Origin of the sequence: Phormidium sp. FACHB-1136, assembly GCF_014697375.1 — a bacterium.
Classification (GTDB): domain Bacteria; phylum Cyanobacteriota; class Cyanobacteriia; order Phormidesmidales; family Phormidesmidaceae; genus Nodosilinea.
This window is the reverse complement of sequence record NZ_JACJRS010000027.1, coordinates 27,794-53,019: the sequence shown is the minus strand read 5'-3', so window position 1 is coordinate 53,019 and position 25,226 is coordinate 27,794. Positions and strand designations below refer to the sequence as shown.

At 56.5% G+C, this 25,226-nt stretch carries 24 protein-coding genes; 12 read left to right on the top strand and 12 right to left on the bottom strand.

What is annotated here, in order from left to right; genetic code table 11:
- Positions 1–299: 299 nt before the first annotated feature.
- Together H6G62_RS10475 and H6G62_RS10470 are read left to right on the top strand one after the other, a co-directional pair.
- Positions 300–1,043 carry a response regulator transcription factor gene (locus H6G62_RS10475; RefSeq protein WP_190494798.1) on the top strand — a complete coding sequence of 248 codons (744 nt, stop codon included), beginning with the start codon at positions 300–302 and terminating at the stop codon, positions 1,041–1,043.
- Between the two features lie 93 nt (positions 1,044–1,136).
- The gene (locus H6G62_RS10470; RefSeq protein ID WP_199324892.1) at positions 1,137–1,922 is read left to right on the top strand and encodes a hypothetical protein; all 786 of its coding nucleotides are present in this window, start codon (positions 1,137–1,139) and stop codon (positions 1,920–1,922) included.
- 146 nt (positions 1,923–2,068) lie between these two features.
- On the opposite strand, the gene H6G62_RS10465 is transcribed toward H6G62_RS10470, so the two are convergent.
- A complete protein-coding gene (locus H6G62_RS10465) occupies positions 2,069–2,713 on the bottom strand; it encodes a PAP/fibrillin family protein (protein WP_190494796.1) in 645 nt (214 codons plus the stop codon).
- Between the two features lie 94 nt (positions 2,714–2,807).
- A complete protein-coding gene (locus H6G62_RS10460; RefSeq protein ID WP_190494794.1) occupies positions 2,808–4,142 on the bottom strand; it encodes a TrkH family potassium uptake protein in 1,335 nt (444 codons plus the stop codon).
- 271 nt (positions 4,143–4,413) lie between these two features.
- Between H6G62_RS10460 and H6G62_RS10455 the strand changes: the two genes are divergently transcribed.
- The 4 genes from H6G62_RS10455 to H6G62_RS10440 all read left to right on the top strand — a co-directional run bounded on the left by H6G62_RS10455 (position 4,414) and on the right by H6G62_RS10440 (position 8,576).
- A complete protein-coding gene (locus H6G62_RS10455) occupies positions 4,414–4,860 on the top strand; it encodes a hypothetical protein (RefSeq protein ID WP_190494792.1) in 447 nt (148 codons plus the stop codon).
- 150 nt (positions 4,861–5,010) lie between these two features.
- Positions 5,011–5,247: a 50S ribosomal protein L28 gene (gene rpmB / locus H6G62_RS10450; protein WP_190494790.1), complete on the top strand. Its 237-nt coding sequence runs from the start codon at positions 5,011–5,013 to the stop codon at positions 5,245–5,247.
- A 237-nt stretch (positions 5,248–5,484) separates the two neighbouring features.
- On the top strand, positions 5,485–7,824 hold the full coding sequence (locus H6G62_RS10445; protein WP_190494788.1) for a GAF domain-containing protein: 2,340 nt from the start codon (positions 5,485–5,487) through the stop codon (positions 7,822–7,824).
- An 89-nt stretch (positions 7,825–7,913) separates the two neighbouring features.
- Positions 7,914–8,576 carry a DUF2301 domain-containing membrane protein gene (locus H6G62_RS10440; RefSeq protein ID WP_190494786.1) on the top strand — a complete coding sequence of 221 codons (663 nt, stop codon included), beginning with the start codon at positions 7,914–7,916 and terminating at the stop codon, positions 8,574–8,576.
- Between the two features lie 11 nt (positions 8,577–8,587).
- On the opposite strand, the gene H6G62_RS10435 is transcribed toward H6G62_RS10440, so the two are convergent.
- Entirely contained in the window at positions 8,588–10,519 is a 1,932-nt protein-coding gene (locus H6G62_RS10435) for an ABC-F family ATP-binding cassette domain-containing protein (protein ID WP_190494784.1), read from the bottom strand.
- A gap of 370 nt (positions 10,520–10,889) precedes the next feature.
- Here H6G62_RS10435 and H6G62_RS10430 point away from each other — a divergent pair, with 370 nt between their 5' ends.
- Together H6G62_RS10430 and ald are read left to right on the top strand one after the other, a co-directional pair.
- A complete protein-coding gene (locus tag H6G62_RS10430; protein WP_190494783.1) occupies positions 10,890–11,567 on the top strand; it encodes a DUF1269 domain-containing protein in 678 nt (225 codons plus the stop codon).
- A gap of 183 nt (positions 11,568–11,750) precedes the next feature.
- Positions 11,751–12,848 carry an alanine dehydrogenase gene (gene ald, locus H6G62_RS10425; protein WP_190494781.1) on the top strand — a complete coding sequence of 366 codons (1,098 nt, stop codon included), beginning with the start codon at positions 11,751–11,753 and terminating at the stop codon, positions 12,846–12,848.
- Between the two features lie 17 nt (positions 12,849–12,865).
- On the opposite strand, the gene H6G62_RS10420 is transcribed toward ald, so the two are convergent.
- From H6G62_RS10420 to H6G62_RS10395, 6 genes are all read right to left on the bottom strand, one after another.
- The gene (locus tag H6G62_RS10420; RefSeq protein ID WP_242051924.1) at positions 12,866–14,488 is read right to left on the bottom strand and encodes an Ig-like domain-containing protein; all 1,623 of its coding nucleotides are present in this window, start codon (positions 14,486–14,488) and stop codon (positions 12,866–12,868) included.
- Positions 14,489–14,490: 2 nt separating this feature from the next.
- Positions 14,491–15,297, bottom strand: a complete 807-nt coding sequence (locus tag H6G62_RS10415; protein ID WP_199324891.1) for a TIGR03943 family protein — start codon at positions 15,295–15,297, stop codon at positions 14,491–14,493.
- A gap of 113 nt (positions 15,298–15,410) precedes the next feature.
- A complete protein-coding gene (locus tag H6G62_RS10410; RefSeq protein ID WP_190494779.1) occupies positions 15,411–15,857 on the bottom strand; it encodes a hypothetical protein in 447 nt (148 codons plus the stop codon).
- 10 nt (positions 15,858–15,867) lie between these two features.
- Positions 15,868–16,746, bottom strand: coding sequence for an AAA family ATPase (locus tag H6G62_RS10405; protein ID WP_190494777.1), 879 nt, complete (start codon positions 16,744–16,746; stop codon positions 15,868–15,870).
- Positions 16,747–16,859: 113 nt separating this feature from the next.
- Positions 16,860–17,900 (bottom strand): permease, encoded by a 1,041-nt coding sequence (locus tag H6G62_RS10400; RefSeq protein ID WP_190494775.1) that lies wholly within the window; start codon positions 17,898–17,900, stop codon positions 16,860–16,862.
- 325 nt (positions 17,901–18,225) lie between these two features.
- Positions 18,226–18,750: a DUF2062 domain-containing protein gene (locus H6G62_RS10395; RefSeq protein ID WP_242051922.1), complete on the bottom strand. Its 525-nt coding sequence runs from the start codon at positions 18,748–18,750 to the stop codon at positions 18,226–18,228.
- 256 nt (positions 18,751–19,006) lie between these two features.
- On the opposite strand from H6G62_RS10395, the gene ybaK reads away from it, so the two are divergent.
- From ybaK to H6G62_RS10380, 3 genes are all read left to right on the top strand, one after another.
- Positions 19,007–19,603 (top strand): Cys-tRNA(Pro) deacylase, encoded by a 597-nt coding sequence (ybaK, locus tag H6G62_RS10390; protein WP_199324890.1) that lies wholly within the window; start codon positions 19,007–19,009, stop codon positions 19,601–19,603.
- A 278-nt stretch (positions 19,604–19,881) separates the two neighbouring features.
- Entirely contained in the window at positions 19,882–20,583 is a 702-nt protein-coding gene (locus tag H6G62_RS10385; RefSeq protein WP_190494774.1) for a CIA30 family protein, read from the top strand.
- A 151-nt stretch (positions 20,584–20,734) separates the two neighbouring features.
- Positions 20,735–21,334, top strand: coding sequence for a response regulator (locus H6G62_RS10380; RefSeq protein ID WP_190494772.1), 600 nt, complete (start codon positions 20,735–20,737; stop codon positions 21,332–21,334).
- Positions 21,335–21,368: 34 nt separating this feature from the next.
- Here H6G62_RS10380 and H6G62_RS10375 read toward each other — a convergent pair whose 3' ends face one another.
- On the bottom strand, positions 21,369–21,974 hold the full coding sequence (locus tag H6G62_RS10375; RefSeq protein ID WP_190494770.1) for a GIY-YIG nuclease family protein: 606 nt from the start codon (positions 21,972–21,974) through the stop codon (positions 21,369–21,371).
- A 200-nt stretch (positions 21,975–22,174) separates the two neighbouring features.
- Positions 22,175–22,906, bottom strand: coding sequence for a DNA repair protein RadC (gene radC / locus H6G62_RS10370; protein WP_190494768.1), 732 nt, complete (start codon positions 22,904–22,906; stop codon positions 22,175–22,177).
- A 192-nt stretch (positions 22,907–23,098) separates the two neighbouring features.
- Here radC and H6G62_RS10365 point away from each other — a divergent pair, with 192 nt between their 5' ends.
- Positions 23,099–23,521 (top strand): DUF1824 family protein, encoded by a 423-nt coding sequence (locus tag H6G62_RS10365; protein WP_190494766.1) that lies wholly within the window; start codon positions 23,099–23,101, stop codon positions 23,519–23,521.
- 155 nt (positions 23,522–23,676) lie between these two features.
- On the opposite strand, the gene H6G62_RS10360 is transcribed toward H6G62_RS10365, so the two are convergent.
- Positions 23,677–25,062, bottom strand: coding sequence for a UDP-glucose/GDP-mannose dehydrogenase family protein (locus H6G62_RS10360; protein WP_190494764.1), 1,386 nt, complete (start codon positions 25,060–25,062; stop codon positions 23,677–23,679).
- Positions 25,063–25,226 lie beyond the last annotated feature (164 nt).

Here is a 25,226-nt window from a genome sequence, read left to right as displayed (position 1 = left end):
CAATTTGCCCAGAATACGACAAGACAAACCACAGTCTAATCTGCTTTTTGCCTCAAAACCGATGGTTTGACAACGATTTGACCGGGCTTAAGACATTTTTCAGACTGTGGCGGGATTGATGGGTGATGGGTGATGAGTTATGGCGCGGGTTGGGCAATCTAGATCCTGACGGTCAATGATGCCTGCTTCCATGCGCGGACGCACCGTCGTGAGCCCCCACCTCAGCCCCCCACCCCGTATGGGTGCACCGCTGTGCGCCCCAACCCAACTCATCTAGCCTTATTCAAGGGTGTCTCACCATGAAAACTGTTCTCCTTGTCGATGACGACCCGATTTTACAGGTGGCTCTATCTCGACGCCTCCAAGCCCAGGATTATCAGGTGCTTCAGGCGACCTCAGCCCTCGCGGCGTTGGATTTGTTCGCCACTCAAACGGTGGATGTGGTCGTCTCAGACATCATGATGCCGGGAATGGATGGGCTGGAATTTTGCCAGCGGTTGCGGTCTACCACCGCCGGACAAATGGTGCCGTTTATTTTTCTTTCCAGTTTGGGGGAGGTGAATGATCGGGTGCAGGGGCATCGGATTGGGGCCGATGATTATCTGGCCAAACCCTTTCATGCCAAGGAATTGATCGCCAAGGTGCAGGGGGCCATTGCCCGATCCGAACGGTTGCGGGGAGTGTTCTCTCAGCAGGCGCTACCTCCCAGTTCCGAGTCCTCTAGTTCCGATCCTCCCGGTTCCGCCGATCAGGCTGTCCCCCGCTCGCTGCCCCTCACCCCCGCCGAGACCAAGGTGTTTTGGGAGGTCGTGCAGGGCTTTACCAATAAGCAAATTGGCGATCACCTATTCATCAGCCCCCGCACGGTGCAAACCCATCTCAGCAATATGTTGACCAAACTCAAATTGGACAACCGTTCTCAACTGGTGCGCTTTGCCTTTGAGCAGGGTCATAGGCCGCCCTCTCCTTCCCTCTCCTTGATCGCTAGTCCCCCCAAGGCGGGATGTGACGCTTCTGTGAAGCCTCCCCCTAGCTACGGCTAAATTGCGACTAAATGTTGAGGACATAGATGGCTTTTGGGGAAAGCAGGGCACCCTAGAAGTAATTCCGAGAAAACCCTTCGCGGCGAATTGGCGATGACTACCTCCTCAGTTTCTCTCTACACATCGGTTGCTCAGGCTCCTGCCCCTAGCGAAACTCCGCCGATCCTCGAAAACCCGTGGATGTTAGCCACGGGTGGTTTGGGGGTTTTGCTAGTGGCCCTGGGTGTGGTGTCTCACCTTAAAACCAAGCAGTTGGTCAAACAACTAAAATTCCAGACCTACAAAAATCAGGAGTTACAGAAAAAGGTGAAGATGGCCCTGGAGACCATCACCCGCATGGAGCGCAACCCCGACTTGGTACACTCCCGCGAGTGCAACCTCGACTATCTGCGGATGCGGATGGAGGAAGATGGTTTCCACTCGGCCATTGTGAACCAGTTGAAGGTGAAGGTGAAGCAGAAAATCACCGTGGCGCTACGGCCCCAACAGGCCGAAGTGGGTTTGGTGGGAGTAGCCGCTAAAACCCGCATTGTGGACGAGATTTTCGATGTAGAGTACAACCTCAGCGATAACCCCGCTGCCCGCAAACGGGTGCTATTCCGTATTCAAATTAAACTGGCCAAGCTGCCCACCCAGGCCACCTCCACCACCATCGAGCAGTTGATTGCCTGCATCGAAAACTTCATGAGTCCTCAGTCGGACGATTGCCACTGGCAACCCACCATCCAGGGTCGCCTTGCCTATATGCACTGGGATCAAAAGGCTAAGCCTACCCCGCTGCTGGTGGTGGAACAGTCGAACGATGGTGTCAACGTCACCCTGCGCAGCAAAAATACCATCCCCGCTACCCAGGGCAAGCGTAGTACCCGCACGGCTTAGGGCTTGGGGGTATGCGCTGCCATGGCGAATTTAGGCTCAACCCGGCTTGTTTCTCCCCGGAATGATCGAGCGAGCAAACCTTGTCCCTACGGTTTGTTGGGTTAGAAAACAGGGTTTTCCAAGTTGGACTGGGTATGGGTCCTGCCTTAGGCCCCCTTGCTGGCCCAGGCCGGGGCTTGGGCGGGGGTGCGCTGAAATACAAATAGATTGCCCGTCACGCCTCGGCCAATGCGCAGATCGTCGTCAAGGTAGGAGGTAATCCACAGTGCCTCGCGACGCAACGCCTCAAAAATGGGCAGGGTGATTTGGGGTAAATGTAGCCCCGTAATTCCCAGTAGCCTTGTGGGTTGCAGACTAAAGGCCCCAAAGCTTACCCTGGCGCTCTCCGCCTCTTCGTAGGGTTGCCAGCCTCCCTGAGCAATGGCGGTCAGTTCGCCTAGTAGCGGCAGGCTGACCACCGCGCCATTCTCAGCGGCGATGGGGGCGCTGGCCTGGGCCGATTGGGTGAGCCGTTGCCAGACCCGCCGAATGCCCACGGGCCAGGGGGCTGGGATGCGGCGAGTGACCACGGTGCCCTCGGAGGCGTAGATCAAATCCCAGGTGCCCAGCAGAATGGGCCAATGGTCGGGCTGGAGGGGTTGGGTAATGGGGTTGACCGCCTCTAGGGAGTGGATCAGGTGATCAATATCGGGGTGGCTAGAGGGCAGCAGCGCCTCCGCTAGATCGAGGTGGCGAATTCGGTCGAGCAGTTCGGTTTTGAGGGTGGGACGCAGGGAGGGGGAAACCGTCATCGATAGGGACAGAACCAAAACAGGTGATAGGGTATGCAACGCAGCGGCGATGCCTGGGGCTAGGCTAGGTTACCGAGTGGGTGAGGGCAAGGGGTTAACCAATCAGCAGATCCTCTTCGGGGTACTGAATGGCAGTGGGTTTGGGATCGCCCAGCAGGGCCGCCATAAACAACAGGATGCCCAACCGACCGAGGTACATCGTGATAATGATGACGTATTTTCCCACATCGGATAGGTCCGCCGTGATACCCGTGCTAAGGCCCACGGTGGCAAAGGCCGAAACCGATTCAAACAGCACGTCAATAAAGCTAATGGTGGGGTTGCTAATCGACACGAGGGTGGTGGCCGACAGCACCAACAACCCCGACCCCATCACCACGGCAATGGCCTTGAGCACACGGCTGGGGGGAATTTGCCGCCGATAGCTGAGCACGTCTTCCTTGCCCTGAAGCACCATGCGGGTGCAGGCTAGCAAAATGCGTAGGGTGGTGGTTTTAATGCCGCCCCCCGTGCTGCCCGGACTGGCCCCCACAAACATCAGGGCAATCATGATGAACAGAGAAGCCTCCCCCATGGCCCCAATGTCAATACTATTAAAGCCAGCGGTGCGGGCAATCACCGACTGAAACCAGGCCATCAGCAGCTTGTGATGGGGGGCATAGTTGCCCAGAGTAGCAGCGTTGTTGAACTCGATGATAAAGAAGGCCACGGTGCCCACCACTAGCAGCGCCAGGGTGGTACTGATCGCAACTTTGAAGTTCAGGGAAAAGTTCGTGCGCCGCCTGTCGCCCTGGACTTGCTGCCGCGCCCACAGAAACAGTTCCATAATCACCTGGTAGCCAATGCCGCCCAAAATGACCAGACCTGTGATGGCGAAGTTGACCCAGGGATTTAGGGCATAGCCCACGACACTGTCGGCAAAGAGGCTGAAGCCCGCATTGTTAAAGGCGCTGATGCTATGAAAAATCGACAGCCAGAGGCCCAATCCAACCCCAAAATCTCGCTGGAAGGTGGGATAGAGCACAAACATGCCCGTTAGCTCAATGATCATGGTCATCGCAATGATGGACACAATCAGGGAACTGCCCCCTGCCAGTTCGTTGTGATCCATCGATTGCTGGATGGCCACCCGATCCTTCAGCTTCAGCCGTCGCCCTAGCAGCAGCATCAGAAAGCTGTTGGCGGTCATATAGCCCAATCCACCGATTTGGATCAGCGCCAAAATAATGCCCTGCCCCAGGGGTGAAAAGTAGGTGCCCGTATCCACCACAATTAGCCCCGTAACGCACACAGCAGAGGTCGCGGTGAATAGTGCTACCAGGGGATTGCCCCATTGGCCGCTGGCGTTGGCCCAGGGGAGCAGCAACAGGACCGTACCGATGGTGATAAACACCAGAAAACCGAGGCAAACAGTTCGTGATACGGTCATGACTCCACGCTAACCCACGGCATCCTTCACACAGCCTCCTTCAATAGTTCCATGAGTTGGCCCCATCGCCATCCTCCAACCGAGAATCCTGGGGCGATGGAGAACCTGAGTCGATGGATCATCCTGGAGCCTCAATCCAGTCCACCATATTAGGCGAGTGGTGGCATAATCAAAGCGGCTCGTAGTAGAACACCCGTTTGGGTAGATCGCCATGCAGACATGGCCCATGGTTCGCGCCCCAGATCGTCCCCCATTGAATGCCAATCCTGCCATGAAACTTTGGCTCCTCTGTTTCGTGCTCATCTTCGCCGCCGCCGAGGGACTTCAGGGCTTAAGTAGCTGGCCCAATTGGCTACCGAGTTTTGCCCCTACGAGTGCTTGGCATCCCCTCACCGTGCTGGCTGGCCTTGGGCTGGCCGTGCTCTCCAACGCCGCTGCCCTAGGGCTAGGATCTAGCCCATCCCCCCCAACGCCCCCAGGGAAGTTGCTGTCAAACCATCCAGCCTCAATTCCCCCGCCCCTGCCGACATCAGCCCCCGCTTCTGTGGCGACCCAAGCCCAGGCCACCCAAGCCCAGGCCACCCAAGCCCAGGTCACCCAGCCCAAGCCTGCCCGAACCCAGCCCCGTGCGAAACCCAAGGCGAAACCCAAGGCGAAGGCCGATTCCATTTCCTTTGAAATTTGTAAATCTTCTCCACCAGAATCCCCCCAGTCTTAGGATGGGCCAAAGCCTGCCGGGGGATTAGCCGGATGGGTACGGTGTCTTGGGGTGTCCTGTATCCTTCGCCCAACGCCTAGTTTCTCGGCCCAGCCTGCTATGATAGTAGACTGTGTTATTGTGCCGTTTGATAGTTGCCGGAGAATACCCATGGGTCGTAAGTGTCAGCTAACCGGGAAAAAGGCAAACAACGCCTTCGCCATCTCCCACTCCCACCGTCGTACAAAGCGTACGCAAGAGGCCAACCTGCAAGAGAAGCGGGTGTGGTGGCCCCAAGGGAATCGCTGGGTGAAGCTGCGTCTTTCCACTAAGGCCATCAAAACCCTCGAAACCAAGGGTATCGACGCCATGGCGAAGGGAGTGGGCCTCAACCTCAACAAGTGCTAATTGGGCGGATTAGGGTTGGGTCGGTATTCCCTGACAACCAGCTAGATGGAAGGATGGGGCCAATGGGGGTAGCCGTCAGATCCATGATCCAGAGTTTCAGGCTGGAAAGAAAGGAGTCTGGTGGGGGATTCGCTTCTAAGTAGGGGATCTCAGAGAAATCACCTAAAATAGCAGGACAAGCCACCCCCTTCAACCCATAGCGGCTCACAAGAACGCCGCGATCCGAATGCTATGACCATGCCCAACCCCACGCCTCCGGCGGCACCCTTGCGCTCAAATCGTGATTCAGAATCTTGTCAAAATCGCCAGGGGCGGTTGTTTCAGGATGGAGTCGATCTTCTGTTTAACGCGGTGGCAGCTCCCCTAGGGGTCAAGGATCAGCAACATCGCTGGTGCTTTCTAAACCAGGTCTATGGCGATCTGCTGGGCTATGCCGCTGCCGATTTGTTGGGTAAGTCGGAGGCAGATATTTTTCCCCCAGCGGTAGCGGAGGTGTTTCGGCGAGCGGAACAGCAGGCTATGGCCCTGGGGCAACGGCAGTCCATCCAGGTGCAGTTGCCCACCTCGACGGAGAGCCACCGCACCTTAATTGTGGATATCGCCCCGGTGGTGGTGCTGGAGGATGTGTCGCTGTTGATGGTGACGTTGCAAGATATTACCGCTCAGCAGCAGGTAGAACAAACCCTGCAACGGCAGTCGGAACGGGAGCGATTATTGGGGGCGATTGCCCAGCATCGCCTACAGGTCATCAATCCCGAAGAACTCCTGCAAACTACCGTCAGCGAAGTGCGCCATTTCCTCAAGGTGGATTGGGTTCTGTTCTATAGCTTCGATCCTGACTATCCGGGTGTAGTTGCTGGGTCTGCCGCTGGGTCCGCTGCCCTAGGGCGTTTTTTAGATGTTGCCAGCCCTAGCTCTAAAAATGGAAAGGATCTGAATGCGCTGAATGAACTGAATGAACTGAATGAACTGAATGAACTCAAGGATCATCTGGTGTCCTGCGGGGGGGATATCCAGGTCATTACCGACATTCGCACGGCTCCCCTCCCTAAGATCTACCGAGAACAGCTCACCCAGGCCCAAGTGCAGGCGGGGTTAGTGTTGCCCATCTTTCAGGGGGAGAGGCTATGCGGGCTGGTGTGCGCTCTCCATCGCAGCGCCTCTCGTTCCTGGCCAAGTTGGGAAATGTCAACCCTGCGAGAGGTGGCCACCCAGGTGGGCAGTGCCATCAAGCAGGCTCGTTTGTATCGCCAGGTGCAGCAGCTCAACACCGACCTAGAACAGCAGGTAGCCCAACGCACCGAGCAACTGCAAACCGCCCTGGATTTTGAAGCCACTCTCAAGCGGATCACCGACCGGGTGCGCGACAGTTTGGATGTGAACCAGATTATGCTGTCGGCGGTGGAGGAACTGACCGAAGCCCTGGGGGCCAAGGGATCCAATACCGCCCTCTATGACCTAGAGCAGCGAACTTCGACGATTTATTACGAATACAACAGCTACAACAGCTCTATCCCCGCCTACCAGGGCCGTGTGGCCCAGATGGAAGCCTTCCCGGAGGTCTACGACCAGTTGCTCAATGGTCAATATTTTCAGTTTTGCTCCATGGAACCCAACCCCGACCGGGGCTATGTGGCGATGCTCGCCTGTCCCGTCCTGGATGACCGGGGCGTGTTGGGGGATCTGTGGTTGATTAATGGGCGCGACTACGGCTTTAGCGACATTGAAATTCGGCTAGTGCAACAGGTGGCTAACCAGTGCGCCATTGCCATTCGTCAGGCCCGACTGTACGAAGCGGCCCAGTCCCAGGTGGCCGAATTAGAACGGCTCAACACCCTCAAGGATGACTTTCTCAGCACCGTGTCCCACGAGCTACGCACCCCCGTAACTAGTATGCGGGTGGCCCTGAAACTGCTAGGGGCCAGCCTCAATCAGGAATGCAATTTATCCGCAGAACTGGACAAACCCAAGGCGGCCCAAAACCCCATCGCCCGCTACTACCACATTCTGAAAGAGGAGTGCGAGCGGGAGATTAGCCTGATCAATGACCTACTCGACCTACAGCGCCTCGACGTGGGCAATCATCCCGTCCAAACCGAGCCCATTGTGCTGAAAACCTGGCTATCGGGCTGGATCGACAGCTTCATCACCCGTGCCAAAAGCCGCGATCAGACCCTCCAAGTCAGCACGGCACCCAGTCTACCCGTGGTGCATACGGACATGGCCAGCCTAGAGCGGATTTTGGCTGAACTACTGAACAATGCCTGCAAATATACCCCCCCCGGCGAACACATCACCCTTAGGGTAGAACCCTTGGCCGGAGCCCAACTCAGCCAGGTACAGTTTGTCCTTACCAATACGGGCGTCACCATTCCAGCGGAGGAACGCAGCCGTATTTTTGACAAGTTCTACCGCGTGCCCAGTGCCGATCCTTGGAAACAGGGCGGTACGGGCCTAGGGTTAGCCCTGGTGCAAAAGCTCTGCCGTTACCTCGGTGGCGAAATTGCCGTCCTCAGCGATGACCAAAGAACGTGCTTCACGGTTACACTCCCCACCCAACTCTCCCTCAGCCGCTAGGGAATGTCCGTTTTTAAGATAGGTTTAAATACGCCATTCCGCACCCAACCACACCCGCCAGACCGTGATCCCGCCTGTGAGGTTTCTCCATGTCTAATGCCGTCAATGCCGCTGTTTCTGACGCCCCCGTGGTCTACCAGGGGCAGTTCGGCGACTACACCATTACCGATCAGGATCGGCTAGGCGTCCAACTCTATCGCGGCGGACTGGTGGCGGCGGCCCTCGCGCTGGCCCTGGGGGTGATGCTAGGTCTGGGTTTCCCTGAAAAACCTAGCCTCGTCCAGGCCATTAGCCTGTGCTACACCCTGTTTTGGCTGGGGCTAGGGGTAAGTTTAGCCACAGTTCATATCTACCTGGTGCCCCTACACCGACTCCTCCAGGGGTTTTGGCTGGTGGGTGGGCTGGCCTCCCTGGCCCTGGCCCACGGCATCGACGGCCCCCTGGCAGAAACCGTGGTTACCCAACCCCAAACCCTCTGGGGTATTGGTTTCACCTTCGCTGCCCTAACCGGGTTGTACATCAAAGAAGCCTTTTGCTTCAATCGCCTAGAAACCAAACTGCTGATGCCCCTGGTACCGTTGCTGCTGCTCGGTCACCTGTTTGGCCTGCTGCCCGTGGTCGTCGAACAGGGCTTGTTGATCCTCTGGGCAATCCTGTTTGGGATATTTGCCCTGCGCAAGTTGGCCCAACCCCTCGTCCCCGACATTGGCGATAAATCCGTTTTTGAATACCTCAAGACCAGGGAAAAATAGCCGCCCGATGGCTACTCTAGACGTTCGGCTAAATCCATCCAGCGTTCCGTGGCGGCATCAATTTTAGCGGAGAGGGCCGCGAGCTGTTCCGAGAGGCGGGTGACTGCTTCGTAGTCGCTGGGAGCATCGCCGTAGAGGCGCTTTTCAATGGCTTCTTTCTCGGCTTCGAGTTCTGGAATTTGGGTTTCTAGTTGCTCGTACTCGCGTTTTTCTTTGTAGGATAATTTTTTCCCTTTCGGCTCATGGGTCGCTTTTTCCTGCGTAGCAGTGACGGCCTTGGTAGGTAGGCTAACGGATTTAGTGGCGTTGCGTTGCTGTTCTGCTTCCCGTTCTTGTTCCGCTTTTTTGTAATCTAAATAGAGGGAATAGTTGCCGGGGTATTGTCTCAGAATACCGTGGCCCTCGAAGGAAAAAATAGTGTTCACGGTGCGGTCGAGAAAATAGCGGTCGTGGGAAACCACAATCACACAGCCGTTGAACTCTTCGAGGTATTCCTCTAATACGCCGAGGGTTTGCACATCTAGGTCATTGGTGGGTTCGTCTAGAATGAGTAAATTGGGGGCCGACATCAGCACTTGCAGCAGGAAGAGCCGCCGTCGTTCGCCGCCGGATAACTTATCTAGGGGGGCGTATTGTTGATTTGGGGTGAACAAAAAGCGCTCCAGCATTTGGGAGGCTGTGATGGTACTGCCGTCGGCGGTGGTCACCAGTTCGGCGGTTTCCTTGAGGTATTCAATCACCCGTTGTTCAGGGTTTTTGAAGAGATCTTCGGAATGCTGATCGAAGTAGCCCACATGGATCGTAGTGCCCATCTCCACGGTGCCACTGTCGGGGTCTAGGCGTCCGGTGATCACATTCATCAGGGTTGATTTGCCCACGCCATTAGGGCCAATAATGCCAATACGATCATCGGGTGCAAAGGCATAGGTAAAATCCTTAAATAGGGTACCTCCTTCATAGCCCTTGGCCACGTTTTCCAGTTCGATCACCTTTTTGCCAATGCGGCGACCAGCGGTAGAAATATCGACTTTGCCAAGGGCTTGTTTGAACTCGCGATTTTGCATATCGCCAATGCGGTCAATACGGGCCTTTTGCTTAGTGCTGCGAGCCTTGGGGCCACGTTTTAGCCATTCCAATTCTCGCCGCAATACCCCGGCATGTTTCTTTTGGGAACTGACCTCTGAGGCTTCAGACAGGGCTTTTTTCTCTAGGTAGTAGGCATAGTTTCCGGCATAGCTGTAGAGGTCACCCCGGTCAATTTCGAGGATACGGTTGGTGACTTGATCCAAAAAGTAGCGGTCGTGGGTAATCAACAACAGCGCCCCCCGAAATCCGCTGAGATAACTTTGTAGCCACTCCACAGATTCGGCATCCAAATGGTTGGTGGGTTCGTCCATCAGCAGGGCGTCGGGGTCGGACAGGAGGGCCGCTGCAATGGCCACCCGCTTACGATAGCCACCGGAGAGATCGCCCACCTTGGCGTCAAAGTCCTCAATGCCGAGCTTGCTGAGGATGGCCTTAGCGCTGGTTTCCAAATCCCAGCCATCGGCGGCGGTAATTTTCTCGGTCACCACTGAGATCTGGGCCATTAGTCGATCCGTGTCTCCCGTGCCCTGGGCTAGGTGGTGCGAGAGGTCTTCATACTCGCGGATCAGCGCCATGGATTCCCCGGCATCGGCAAACACTTGCTCTAAAACCGTGTGGCTGGCGTCAAAGTCGGGCTGTTGGGGGAGATAGACCACCTTGGCCCCAGGGTTGACCCAAAAATCGCCGCTATCAAAGGGTTCTAGACCCGCAATCATTTTTAGCAGGGTCGATTTGCCGGATCCGTTGGTGCCAATTAGCCCTACCTTGTCGCCCTCATCCAGGCTAAAGCTGGCATCGCGCAGGATTTCCTTGATGCCAAAGTCTTTGTGAACGGAGCGCAGGGTAAAGAGGGTCATAACACCAAAGCCAGGGAAGAAGACGCCGGATCACGCCGCAAAGTCACTACGCCTGAACGGGATAAACCCTGATCGGGACAACGTGATCGAGACGATGTGATCAGTACTAACAGTGTGAACCATTCCAGTGTGAACGATTCACGGCCACATCGGCGATGGGTCGTTGAGCTTCGGGGCGCTAGTCCTGGGCTGGGCACTATTGGGCATACCGGATCCCATGGATTCAGCGGGATGCTTCCATCCAGATCCTACGAACAGGCTCCTACGGATTTCTTAGGATTGCCCCCTACAGTGATGATGGGGCACCCCAACCAGGGCACGTCCCCTACCATTCACCCCCCTACTTGTTTCACCAGTGGAGAGAACGACCATGAGCGATAGCCCGATTCAAGTGATTGTGGCGGCTTTCAACAGCCCTGATGGGGCCAGTTTGGTGATGGATCAGATCAAGGAAGGGAAACGGGAAGGGCTGATTGGCATCCTAGATGCCGCTGTGGTGGTCAAAAATGCCGAGGGCAAGCTCAAAATTACCGATGCGAAACGCCGCAGCCGCAAAGGGTTGATGACGGGCGGCATCGTCGGTGGTCTGATTGGTTTGGTGTTGGCTCCTCCGGCGGTGGCCATTGCGGCGGGAGGCGGTGCCCTTGGGGCGCTGGTGGGCAAGTTACGCAGTGCTCCCCTCAAGGCCGAAATGAAGGATCTGGGGTCTGCCCTTCAGCCCAATACCTCGGCGATTATTGCCGTGATTGAACATACCTGGGTGGAAAAACTGGAAGCTGCCTTTGCCGCCGCCGGAGCCCAAATCCTGCGCGAAACCCTCAAGGCCGATATCGCCGCCCAACTTGAGGCCGGAGGCAACCTCCTCTACACCGCCGGAGCCGGAACCGAAGCCCTGGGAGCCGCCCGCATCGCCCAAACCGGAGACCGCCTCAGCATTGATGGCATAGCCATGACCGATGATGGAATCTTTTTGGAAGGAGCCGAAATCCTCCTGTCTAACGATGATGAGGCCGTGGCGGCGGACGATACGCCCCCAGCCCTTGCCTAGACCCTGGGGCCGTTGATTGAGCGAGGCCAAAATTCGGGACCCCCAAGGGGCGCAGATCGGAAAAACTCGGTCTCGGTGGGTGAGGATTTTGCCCCAGAGGGTAGAATTCTGGCCTATTCTGGCTGATGTGGGTTAGGCATTTCTGTCTAGTCATCCATCCATCGACCCAAAAAAGGCACGCCCATGCGCATTGGACTTCCCAAGGAAATTAAGGATCAAGAGTTTCGGGTGGGGCTCACCCCAGCGACGGTTTACACCCTGTGTCAGCAGGGGCATGGGGTGGTGGTGCAGACGGGGGCTGGGGCCGGGTCTGGCTTTACGGACGAAATCTACCAAGAGGCCGGGGCCACCCTGGTGGAAGATGCCGCCGAAGCCTGGGCGCAGGAGTTGGTCGTCAAGGTCAAAGAACCCCAACCATCGGAGTATGACTACTTTCGACCCGATTTAATTTTGTTTACCTATCTGCACCTAGCCGCAGAACGTACCCTGACGGAAGCCCTGATTAGCAGCGGTATCCAAGCTGCCATTGCCTACGAAACGGTGACCACGGGGGATGGTCGTCTGCCCTTGCTAACGCCGATGAGCGTGATTGCAGGGCGGCTTTCGGTGCAGTTTGGGGCACGTTATCTCGAACGACAACAGGGCGGACGGGGGGTGTTGCTGGGGGGCATTCCGGGCGTAGCGGCTGGGTGCGTCGTGATTTTGGGCGGTGGCGTAGTGGGTACCGAGGCGGCGAAGATGGCCCTGGGCCTAGGCGCAAGGGTGCAGATTATTGACATCAATGTGGATCGTCTGGCCTACCTAGAAACCCTGTTCGGCTCGCGGGTGGAATTGCTCTACAGCAGTCCTCGCCAGATTGAAACGTCGGTACCCCAGGCGGATTTACTGATTGGGGCGGTGCTGGTGCCGGGACGCAAGGCTCCGGTGCTGGTCTCGAAGGAACTGGTAGCCCAGATGAAGCCCGGTTCGGTGATTATTGACGTGGCCGTAGACCAAGGGGGCTGTATCGAAACCCTGCGGCCCACCTCCCACAGCCAGCCCACCTATCTGGAGTCGGGGGTGGTTCACTTTGGGGTGCCCAACATGCCCGGTGCCGTACCCTGGACGGCCACCCAAGCCCTCAACAATGCCACCGCTCCCTACGTCCTCAAGTTAGCCAACCAAGGCATGGGAGCGTTGATCACCGATGCGGGCCTAAAGGCAGGGCTCAATGTCGCGAAGGGCCGACTGGTGCATCTGGCGGTGCAGGAGGTCTTTGCCGACTTAGCCAAGCCCTACTAGCCACCCTCGCGTATTCCCTAGGGTAACCAGGTGGCCTGGATACCTTGAAAGGGAAACTGGTCTGGGGTATCGAGGAGGGGAGGCCCCTGATCGGTGGCGGGTACTAGGGGCAGGTACCACAGTCCTGGCGTAAGGTTGGCTTCAGGGTCGGCATCCTCCGCTAGGTCGGCTTCGGCATCCAGGTTGACCAAATCCAGCAGCAGGGCGCGGCCATCGGGGGCAAGGCTCATAGATAGGGTGGGCTGTTGGGGCAGGGTGGCCAGCTTGGTCATGGCCTTGGCCTCCAGGTCAATCAGCAGCAGCAGGGGTTGCTCAGCATATTCTTCGATGTCGAGGGTATCCTGGCGGCGGCTGTCCACCTGTTCGCTGGCCAGCACGTAGAGAAAACGGCGGCTGGGGTCAAACTGGGCATCGCGAATGGATCCGGTTACCCGCAGCAGTTCCTCCTCGGTGCCTTGACTGGTGACCAAAAAGAGGGACTCGGTGAAGCGCTTTTCCGGGTCGTTTTGGTTGAAGTTCACCATCGCCGCCGCCAAGCCATCGTTGGAGATATCCAGCACCTGGCCATAGTTGGGCAAAAAGTCCAGGGGTTGCTGAGGGCCACGGCTGGCTTCGGGGCTGAGGTCGAGGATAGCGGTGCCTTCGCCCTGAAGCAACACGAGGGACTGGCTGTCGGGAGCAATCAAAAAATCGCCGCCCGGATCGGTGTCAAGGGGATAGGGAGCCTTGCCCTCCCGCACCACCCAGGGGCCAAAATCTGCTGGGTCGTTGCGGTTCACCCGTTGCACCACAATGGTTTTGCCATCGGCGGAGAGGTCGAATTTGAGGTTTTGGTAGTCGCGATTGTCGAGTACCAGGGCCAGTTCCCCAGGGGTAGCCTCCGTGGGTTTGGGCCGCAGGCGCTTCCAGAAGGGCGGCGGCTCGGCCAATAAATCCTGGGGCGGGCGGGGCACAACGCCCGTGGTAACGGTGTAGAGTTGCTGGTCTAGCAGGCCATCGGTGGCGGCGGCATCGGTGGCGGCGGCATCGGTGGCGGAAAATAGGATTCTGTCCCCCAGGGTGTAGGGCTTGAAGGCCAGCACCGACAGGTTCTTGGGCGTGAGGATGACCCGCTCCTGCTGTTCCAAATTGGCCAGCACTAGGCGGTTAGCCTCGTCGCCCTCGGTGCCGATGTAGACAAAGGCGCGTTTGCGGGTCTGGAACACGCCCTCAAAGGGTTGAAATCGGCCTGGGTTCTCTGGATCTGCAAACCGATCCTTGGCATCTTCCAATCGCAGGGTAAAGGATTCGCCGTAGGGCAAGGGCTCTGTAAGGGTGTAGGCCATCCGGCGTCCGGCCCAGCTCACTTTGCCCTCTAGGGGCGGATCGAGGGTCAAATTTGTCTCCACGCTCACCGGATCCATCGGTCGGCTAAAGGTAATCAAAAAGGCCCGATCCTCAATGCCCACCTGTCGATTGCGCCAGCTAAAGTCGCGTACCCTGGCGGTGGCGTGGTCGCCGGAAAAGATCAAAATCCCCAGCACCAGAGCCAAGACCATCATCGCCGTCGTGGCCAACCGATCCAGCGGATAGCGGCGACGCAGGGTGGCAGCACGGGGGGCTTTTCCGAGGGCAGAACGACGGGAACGACGGCGGGCCATGGCTAGTATTCGTAGGGGGTGCGAGGTTCGGGAATCTCGGTGAGGGTGGCCTCTCCGATCACCAGTTGGCGTTTGTTATCGAGGGTTTGGGTGGTCATCGATCCCGTCACCTCCAGCCAGGTATCGGGTTTGGGGCGCTCGGTGCCGGGGGGTAATTCTACGGGCAGACCCACGGGGTAGGCATCGGCGGCGCAGCAGGTGAGCACAAAGCGAGTAATCATGAAAATATTCTCTGGCCAGCCAGGAATGTGGGTAACAAAGCCGCTCACCTTCACCGCTTGTCCGGCGTAGGCTTCCGGTTCGGGGTAAACGTTCAGGGTGCGGATCCAGTCCACAATGGTGCGATCCTCCGAGGCCCCGCTCAGCACAAACCGCTGGGGCCGAGACCGGGTTTGACCCAGCACATCAGTAATGCCCCGCTGAAAGGCCGTTTCGCTGGTGAAGGGGCGGGGGGTGTAGATCAGCCCAAACACCGCCACCGCCAGTAACAGTCCGGTGCTAATTTGGCGCGGCAGCCGGGCAATGTGCTCCTGGCTGCGGGGGCCACCCTGCCGCTGCGACGACTGCATCATCTGCCACACCTGCCACATCCGCGCCATCCCCATGCCAAAGGTCAGCCCCATGGCCAGGTGAGACAGCCACATATAATCCGGGTGCAGCAGCAAATACAGCTTGCCCGTGACGGTAAACCGTAGCAGCATCGCCGCCCACAGCAGCAGCATGAGGCCATCAATAATGGCCTGCCAGGGCAAAGGGACACGCTGGGACGCTGGGGAACGGCGGCGGCGGGAGCGAAGGGAGGAAGTCATAGAAATGAGGAGGCAGAAGATAAACTGCGGAAGAATGCTTTAAAGCGATCTGAGCAAAAAATATTAGGCAGGTTTTTAGTTGTGAAAAATTATCCAAGACAAGAAAAGCTGACTTATTCTTCTACATCAGATCCACTATCAGATGATGTGTCGTCTGACTCCTTGACTTGAAGAAATGCAGATCCTTTATTGAGAATACGTAAAGCATTAGAAATGATCTCACTAATCAGTCGATCACGATCAAGACTTTTTATTTCTTTGGGTTTTCTATGGCTGCTCTCTGCCTTGAGAATCTGACATAGCTCAGTATTCGTCTTGCTATCTAGCTCTTCTCGCAACTTGTCTTCTCCATTCTTTCCAAGATAATCTACAGAATTAAACTGACTCTGTCTTGATCTAGGTCTTCGTACTGATACTCCTCCCTTAGTAGAATTATTCTCCAAAATATTCAGGGGAATATCATTGAGCTTACTGGAGAAATCTGAGTCAGACTCAGCCTTGCTAAGAATAGCTCCTATTATTCCCATTAGCTCTCTGAGCTTATCTTCAACCTCTTTCATTTGAGACTCACTATGATTCGGCACGCTTAACAAACTCCTTTGTCAGATCGATGACGTACTCATACAAATATCGGTTTCCAGATTTCGTTCTCCCGTACTTTTCTCTAAAAGTTGAGGGAAACCCTTCAAAATCCATAGCTTCTGCCGTTGCGTTAGCCTGTGGAATGCGAGTCTGAAAAAGTGTCGATGGCGGAATCTGAAGCTCACGAAAGATTTTCCTGAATCTTTCAGGCAATGTTTCCATTCCTCGTCTATGAGATTCAGAATTTGATGCGTATTTCGTAACTAGAAGACCCAAACACCTGATCTTCAGGGAACGCTTACCTGCGAAATCATGAATATTCTTGACGATCTGAGGAATACCATATGTAGAAAGATAGTCAGGAATACTTGGTATGAGATAATAATCACTAATTTCAATGCCATTTTTAGTGATAAATCCAAGATTCGGAGGGCAGTCAATTAACACATAATCAAAGGAAGTAATTGCGCTATATATTGAGCTTTTAAGAACCTCCATAGGGCTGATCATATGCTCTGTCTCTTTTGAGATATCCGCGATTCTATCTTGAATATCAATGAAGCGTATGCTAGAAGCCAAGAGACTTAAGGACTTGAGGCTTAGGTTTGACACACCCTTCTGTAAAGCTTTGTCAATATTAAAAATTGATGTATTTTTCAGTTTGTCATTAAAGAGATGGAATAACGTCTGACCTTTTCTGTCTATTTCCTCCCATTTATCTTCTCCAATCAGAGAAATTGTTGCGTTAGTTTGAGGATCAAGATCTATCACTAAAACTTTCTTTCCGAATTCTGATGCTAGGCATTCAGCGAGTTGAACGGTGGTAGTTGTTTTAGCTACTCCACCCTTCAAGTTAATCACGCTCACGATTTTTACCATTCCAATCCTCTAGTCAAGAAATCTAAGCTTAGGAGATGAAAGCACTGATTTGGTTCAACCACCTTGTATAAGAGCCTATGAATTGAGTTTTTTACACAGCCTTACCCTACATACAAATTCATCACCAGGGATAGCAAAAAGACGATTTGTGCGGCAAGGACAAACAGGTAGATAATCGCTCGTCCTTTGAAGACCGTCAGCAGCAGGCTGATGTTTTTGAGGTCGATCATGGGGCCAAACACCAGGAAGGCCAGCAGCGACCCGCTGGTAAACACCGAGGCAAAGGATAGGGCAAAGAAGGAATCCACCGTGGAGCAGATGGAGACCACCCAGGCTAAGGCCATCATCGCCACGATGGAGGTGACTGGCCCCTGCCCTAGGCTGAGGATCACGTCCCTAGGGATGGCGACCTGCACAAAGGCGGCAATGGCGCTGCCCAAAATCAGCACGGCCCCCAGTTCGCGCATTTCTAGCACCATGTTGTCTACCATCATGCGCAGGCGCAGGCGCAGCGGCGGGGGGGCACCCGTTATCTGGGCCAACACCTGGGCGGGGGGGGCATCCAGTTGCAGCACTTGACCGGGAGCCTGCATCAAAAAGGTGCCGGATTTTAGTAGGGGGGAAATGTCGTCGTCGGGGGTGGCTTGACCGTTGGTGTTGGCTTTAGGATTCGGTTCCGGGTCGGCCATCATGCGGGCCAAGTTATCTTGCAAAAAGGGCCGCATATCCGCCTGGGTGCTGAAAATCAGGGCGATGGTCATGGCCACAATTAGCGTGAAGCCCACCCGCAAAAAGACGATTTCTGGCTGGTCGCGGAAGGCAATCCAAGTCGCCCAAAACACGATGGGGTTCACCGTGGGAGCTGCCAACAAAAAGCCAATGGCTAAGGCCGTCGGTGCGCCCTTCATCAGCAGGCGACGGGCGACGGGGATGTTGCCGCACTCACACACCGGGAACAAAAAGCCAATCAGCCCCCCCGCCAAGGCCGCAAGCAGGGCGTTGCGAGGAATCAGGGTCAGCAGCTTTTGCTCGTCCACAAACAGCAGCAGCACACTGGAAAAGATGACCCCTAACAGCAGAAAGGGCATTGCCTCCACCAGCAAGCTGAAAAATAGCGTGATGCCGTTATTGAGTTGAACCATCGGTCTTGAACCCCAGCTATGGCCACGACTCGGCAGGTCTGCCGCTGAACCGGATCGTCCCAGGTTGGCAGACGCCTATTTTAGCGGATCTTGCCCAGGCCAGTCCGTAGCTGGGGATCGCCCATGGAGCCATGATCTCTGCCCTAGGTTTAGGGTGGATTAGGCAGAATTTAGTTTTGAAAAAGCTTCTCTTGGTTGCGGTGCTGCCCTCACCCTAAATCCCTTTCCCGTGGGGAGATGGACTTTGAAGCAAGCCTTTTCCGGCTCCCCTCTCTTGCCTGGGAGAGGCTGGGGTGAGGGGCTAGCAGGGGCTGACTGACTTAACCTACTGCCGAATGCGGCTGGGGGAAGAACGCCGTTGGCGCATCCGACGAATCAGAGGCAGACCCAGGTAGTAGCTCAGTAGCCCTGCGACCACGCCGACCACCGTACTGCCCAGCATCAGCCGTGTCGAGACCTCGGTGCCCATGTCGGCCCAGCCCCGCAGGCTATCCAGGTCAGTGAACCCCTTGGTGGAACTACTGCCCAAGATCCAAGCACCCACCTGGTAGTTGAAGGCAAAAATGGGCAGGTAGGTGAAGGGGTTGCTAATCCAGGTGGAGGCTGCCGCCATGATGCGATTACCGCGCAGCACCGTAGCCACCGCCACACCGATGAGGATCTGAAACCCAAATAGCGGGAAGCAGCCAGAAAAAACGCCGCTAGCCATGCCCCTCGCCAACTGTTCAGGACTGCCCTGAAGCCGAATAAAGCGCAGGTAGATGTAGCGGAGCTTGCGCTGCCAATCCGACGGAATTACCTTACGCATGGCGGAATTTTGGCGAAGTTCGGTGTCTTTGGTCAGGGTCATAGGGGCAACGCGGTAAGGAGAGAACGGAATGGACTTAGGGAATCGATCCCTATCTGCCGGGGTATGTCCGGCCAGGGATCAGCGGCAGTGGCACAAACTCGTGTTAAGGAATGATTCTTTTCTATTCTATCGGTGAAGATTTGGATAGACCAATGGGATAGACAAAAGTATCCCATCCAGTGGGGCGGGGGTGTCCTTCCGTCGCATCGTAAAACCTACGGGATCGCCAAATCGATAGGGCTTTACCCAGTCCGAATTGAAAAACCCGATTTCCAGTCCGACAATCCGTAGGGACGAGGCCTCCTCGTCCGCTGATACCGGGGATAAACTCCAGCAGCGCAATCAACCCATCAGCCCACCTCACCCCATGATCAAAGCCAGCGCCAAAACCAACGCCGCCCGCATCCTCGACCGCCTCAAGCTGCCCTACCAGGTTTTGAAGTACGACGTGGATCCCGATGACCTTGCAGCCGACAGCACCGCCGCCAAACTGGGTCTGCCACCGGAACAGGTGTTCAAAACTCTGGTGGCACGGGGAGATCGCCAGGGGGTTTGCCTTGCCGTGGTGCCGGGACATGCCCAGCTTGACCTCAAAGCCCTAGCCAGCCTCGCCGGAGAGCGCAAGGTGGACACCGTACCTCTAAAGGACGTGCAGCCGTTGACGGGCTACATTCGAGGCGGCGTGACGGCACTGGGTACCAAGAAAACCTACCCCGTCTACGTAGATGAATCGATGCTGACCTTCGACCAAGTGGCCGTTTCCGCCGGAAAACGAGGGCTGATGCTGTGGTTGGCCCCCCAGGACTACCTCACCGCCACCCAAGCCACCCTAGGGCCGCTAGCAAGGCTGTAATACCAGATCCAAGTTGGATAATCCCGATTCCCAGCCTAGTGAACCCTAGGGGTCTCCTCGCCCGCTGATACCGGGGGCAAATAAGCCGGATTGAGTATAAGCTGCCATTCTGGATGATTCCCAGTTTTGAGGGAACAGGGAAACCCTGCCCCTACGGTTTGCCGTGAAAGCAAGACCCCAGCCCTCTATGCCCCTCTCCCACGCTAGGATCAAAACGTTATGACTCCCAGGGCGAGGAGACCTCGTCCCTACATCCCGACTCCTCACCCCTGACTCCCATGACCTCCTCCCCACCGCCCACCCCCAACCGCTCCCCCTGGGACTTTGGCCGCTTGGTGCAAACCCTAGATTTTTTCGAGTCCATCCCTGTCGTCAGCAACCTAAAAGCGATGTTTTCTGGTTCCCGGTCTCCCCGTCCACCCCAAATCAGCAATGGGGTGTTGTTTGATTTCAGCCATCCCCGGTCCTCGACCAGTCTGGAGGCCATGGCCCTGTGGGGGGCGTTGGATGATGTGGTGATGGGGGGTGTCAGCAACAGCGGTTTTCAGCCAGGGGAAGACGCGGCCTGCTTTACCGGGAATGTCTCCACTGATAATTCTGGGGGCTTTGCCTCGGTGCGCACCCGTAATTTTGATCCCCCCCTCAACCTGGGTACCTACCAGGGGCTAACCCTGCGCCTGCGGGGAGATGGTCAGCGCTACAAGGTGTTTCTCAGAGATCGGGATGGCTGGGATGCCCTGGCCTACGGGCTGTCCTTCGATACCGTGCCCCAGGAATGGATCACCGTACAGGTGCCCTTTAGCGACCTCGTGCCCGTATTTCGCGCCCGGTCTCAGCCCGATGCCAAGCCCCTGGATCCCAGCAACATCCGATCCGTTCAGATCATGTTGAGCAAATTTGAGTATGACAAAGCCCTCAATCCCCACTTCACCCCTGGCCCCTTTCGCCTAGCGGTGCAAACTATCGCCGCCTATCGTTAGCCCGGTTAGCCCTGGAAGACCGGGGGGAACCCTAGAAGAGAGCAATATTGGCCATTTCTTGCTGAAAAGACGAGAGCTTTCAAGCAACCTGAACTATCATGGATGGCATTGTTGTCTCCAACCTGCTTCGACACCGTAAGAGGAGTCCACTGTGGCAAGTCACAAGATTTTGGTCATCGATGATAGTCGGGTGATTCGTATGCGCGTACGCGACATGCTTCCCCAGGGTAATTTTGAAGTCATCGAGGCCAAGGATGGGGTAGAAGGCATGGATGCCATCCGCGCTCAGCATCCCAATTTGATCATGCTCGATTTTCTACTGCCCCGCATGAGTGGCTGGGAAGTCTTCCAGGAGATTCAAGCGAGCCCAGAGCTCCAGAAAATCCCCTTGGTGCTGATGTCGGGCCGCAAGGAAGAGGTGACCGAGAAGATGTCGGAGCCCTTCGAGTACTTCGAGTTTATTCAGAAGCCCTTTGAACAAAAAGAACTGATTGAAGCGATCAAAGCGGCCATGGTAAAGGCCCGCAAGCCTCGCCGCAATGCGCCTGCTGTCCCTGCGGCTCCCACTCCCGCTCCTGCCGCCCCGGCCACCCCAGCAACAACTCCCGCCGCTGCGCCCACGGGTGCAGGGGTTAGTCCAGGAGAATTTGCCGCTCTACAAACCCAGGTGAAGCAACTGCAAACTGAAGTGACTCAACTGAAGGGACAACTGGCCAAGGTGCTGGCCTTCATCAAACAGAAGATGAAGTAGAGATTACGATTGGTGCCAGTAGATCTAAAGCCCCCTAGCCCTCTAGCTTGCCACCCACAAAGGGGGTGCTCCACATCTGCCAGTTTTCTTTGTTGAAAGGGGATCGCCAGTGGCAGATAAGGTCACTTTCTAGGCGTTGACGGGCTTTGCGGTCGGTGGCGGCGTGGGGCCAAAAGCCAATGTTGACGGCCACGGGTAGGTTATGGGTGCGGTGGGCGGCTACATAGCTGAGGATGTAGCGTTTGCAGTCGTGGACGCCCTGCCAGCGCTGGTTAGACTTCACGGTTTCCCCCACGTAGAGCAGTAGCGGCACGTCGTGATCCACCACAAAATAAAGCGCGGGAACGCCCGCCTCCTGAAACTGGCCGCGCCAAAATTCGGCATTCTGAGGTGGCAGGGTGAAGGGATCGAGGGTTGCGGCGATGGTGGCGCTATCGGATGACTCCCCGCCAAAGAGACAGCCCTGTTCTACGGATGGGGTCTGCTGCACCTGGCGCTGATACTGGGCCACCCGTTGCTTCCACTGCTGCAATTCCGCCTCGGATATCGGCGTCCCGGCCTCGCGGTTGTAGGCCCAGGAGACATCTGCCGCCCGGAGGTCAGCTTGGGACAGGAGGAAGGGTTGGTCGGGGGACATCATAGAAAATTTTCGGGTGGCTTGAGCCCAGTCTAAGACCTGGTTATGCCGCTGATAAGAGGGAATCCGGTCGGTGGTGTAATCGCCTTAGGGGGCTCGGCTGTCATAATACACCCCCGCAAAGACGTTCTCGAACGAGATGGTTACAAACCGAATCTCTACCCATCGGTCAACCCAGGAAAAGGCAAACCCGCCGATGAGCCCTAAACTCCCTGGGGCGTCTCCTGCCAGAGTTGGGTGGTTTGGCGCAGGCTGCGATAGTCGCCGTTGCCGATGATCAGGTGGTCTAGCACGGGGGTGGCCAAAATTTGTGCGCCTTGGAGGAGTTGGCGGGTGAGGGAAAGGTCTTCGGGGCTGGGGTCGAGGTTGCCGCTGGGGTGGTTGTGGGCCACAATGCAGCGCACGGCCCCGTGGCGAATCACCTCCTTGAAGATTTCCCTGGGGTGGGCCAGGGTTTCGGTGGCGGTGCCGATGGTAATTACCTTGGTGCCCAATAGCCGATGGCGAATGTCTAGCAGGACTACGGCAAAGCGTTCCTGGGCTTGCCACATCAGGTCATGGCTGAGGGCGGCAGCGGCAATGGCGGGGTCGTCTACCACGGTTTTTTCGGGGGGGATGGCCTGAAGCACCCGTTTCCCCAGTTCGATGGCCGCTATGATAGTGGTGGCCTTGGCGGGGCCAACCCCAGAAATTTGGGTGAGGTCGTGGGCGGTCATGTCGCGCATGGCCGAGAGGGGATCTCGCTGGCTTTGGCCCATTTCCTGCAAAATGAGCTGTCCTAGGCCCACCGCCGACAGTTTTCCTGGGCCTTGCCCCGTTCCCAGTAAAATAGCGAGGAGTTCCGCCGTGGATAGACTCTTGGCCCCGTAGGATAGCAGCCGTTCGCGGGGGCGATCACTGGACGGCATATCCAACACTCGGACGTGGTAGGTCATAGGAAGCTACACCTCTGATGATCGGAACCCTGGGCTATGGATATCAGGCCCAAGGGTAGTAAGCCCAAATCCAGGGTTGAGGTCACCCCCCAGGTTGGGTCTACGCCAATTGGCTAACCTGGCCTTTGCCCCTGTCCGATCACCGATTTTTCCCCTGGGCGAATGATCCCAGTGTCCCTTACCGAGAGTGCCATGGTTTCCCCTGACCCTACCACCGCCGACATTGCCGCCATTCGGAAACGGCTGAATCAATTTAGCTGCCTCACCACGCCCCCCGATCTGGGCGAGGCAGAGGACGAACAGGTGCGTCAGGACTTGGCCACCTTTAACGATCTATCGGATTATCAAACCCTGGGTATTTGCGCCGGGTCTCTCGCTGAAGCCAAAACCGCGATGGAGGCATTTCTCGCCGCCTTGGGGGTGACGGTAACCCTGGATTTGCCTGCGCGGGAGGGAGCGGTTTATCTCAAGTTCAATACCCTCAAAGGAGCCTGGTACTTAGACGACTACAGCGGCCAGTCTCGCGGCGTGTTGATTACCTTCCACAGTTCCGAGCCAGAACTCGAAGACCTGGTGGGCACCTACGGCCCCTTTCCCTTTGCGTTGTTTAGTTAATGCGGGGTTGATCTCAATATCGCTGACCTGCCCCCAGAAGGGGCAGGCAGAGCAAATCCGAATTGCCCCAACTCGACCCGCCGTAGGGGCAAAATCTCCTTACCTGCTGATACCAGAGGCAGACCCATGCGATCTCCGGTTTACGCGACCTAGACCTAGCGACCGATGCCGACGTACTGGAATCCGGCCTGGATGAGGGCATCCCGATCTAGGAAGTTGCGGCCATCGATCAAGATGGGGCTGTGCATCCGCTGGGCGAGGGTGGCGTAGTCCAAATCTTTGAACTGGGCCCAATCGGTGACGAGCACCAAGGCATCGCAGCCGTCAGCGAGATGGGGGGCGTCATTTTCCACAATCACCCCAGTTAGGCCGTGGCGAATGCCGCTCTGGGACACGATAGGATCGTAGGCTTTGACCTTGGCCCCTAGGCGATTGAGCTGCTCGATCAAAATGAGGGACGGGGCATCCCGCATATCGTCGGTGTCGGGTTTGAAGGTGAGCCCCAGCAGTCCTACGGTTTTGCCCTTGAGGATTTTCAGCACCTGCTGGAGTTTTTCCAGGGTGATTTGCCGCTGACGGTTGTTCACTTCCACGGCGGCCTTCAGCAGTTGGGCGTCGTAGCCGTAGTCGTCAGCCGTGTGGATCAGGGCTGATACGTCCTTGGGGAAGCAGGAACCGCCCCAGCCAATCCCCGCCTGGAGAAACTTTTTGCCGATGCGAGAATCCAGCCCAATGCCCGCCGCCACTTGGGTCACATCGGCCCCCACCCGATCACAGATATTGGCGATTTCGTTGATGAAGCTGATCTTGGTGGCCAAAAAGGAGTTGGAGGCGTATTTGACCATTTCCGCCGAACTGAGATCCGTGACGACCACGGGCACCGGATCGCCACCGGGCACCTCGCGATATTGCCCCGACACGATGGGGGCATAGAGCAGCTGCATCACCTCGACGGCACGGGGGCTGTTGCTGCCCAGCACAATCCGGTCGGGGTTGAAGGTGTCGTAGATGGCTGACCCTTCCCGCAGAAACTCTGGGTTACTGACCACATCAAAGTCCGCCACAACTTCGGGATGAACGGCCTGACCCGATCCGGCGGCCACGGGCACCTGCTGGCGCTCCGTCACACCATCCAGCACAATCATCCGCACCCAATCGCCAGACCCAATGGGCACTGTGGATTTGTTGACGATCACCTTATAGCCGCCATTCAGATGGGTACCAATGCCCTTGGCCACGGCTTCCACATAGCGGGTATCGCTTTCGCCGTTGGGCAGGGCCGGAGTCCCCACGGCAATGAACAGCACTTCCCCATGCTCTACCCCCTGTTGGAGGTCGGTAGAAAACTGGAGATGCCCCGCCTCCATCGAGGATTTCATCAGTTCCGACAGGCCCGGTTCAAAAATGGGAGACTGCCCCGACTGCATCAGCTTCACTTTTTCTTCGTTCACGTCGATGCAGATCACCTCATGGCCAACATGGGCCAGACAAACCCCAGTCACCAAGCCCACATAGCCCGTTCCAATCACACATACACGCATTTTCAATAATCCTCTACCAATAAACGACGGAGACACGTAACCCAAAATTTATCTGATTCGGCGGCAGAATGCTTTCCGTTTGAGCTTATACATCAACCATGGGGAAGCTGAAGCCGCCACCCGTTATGAATCCAGCCAGAATTGATGTATTGGGAAACGGAAGG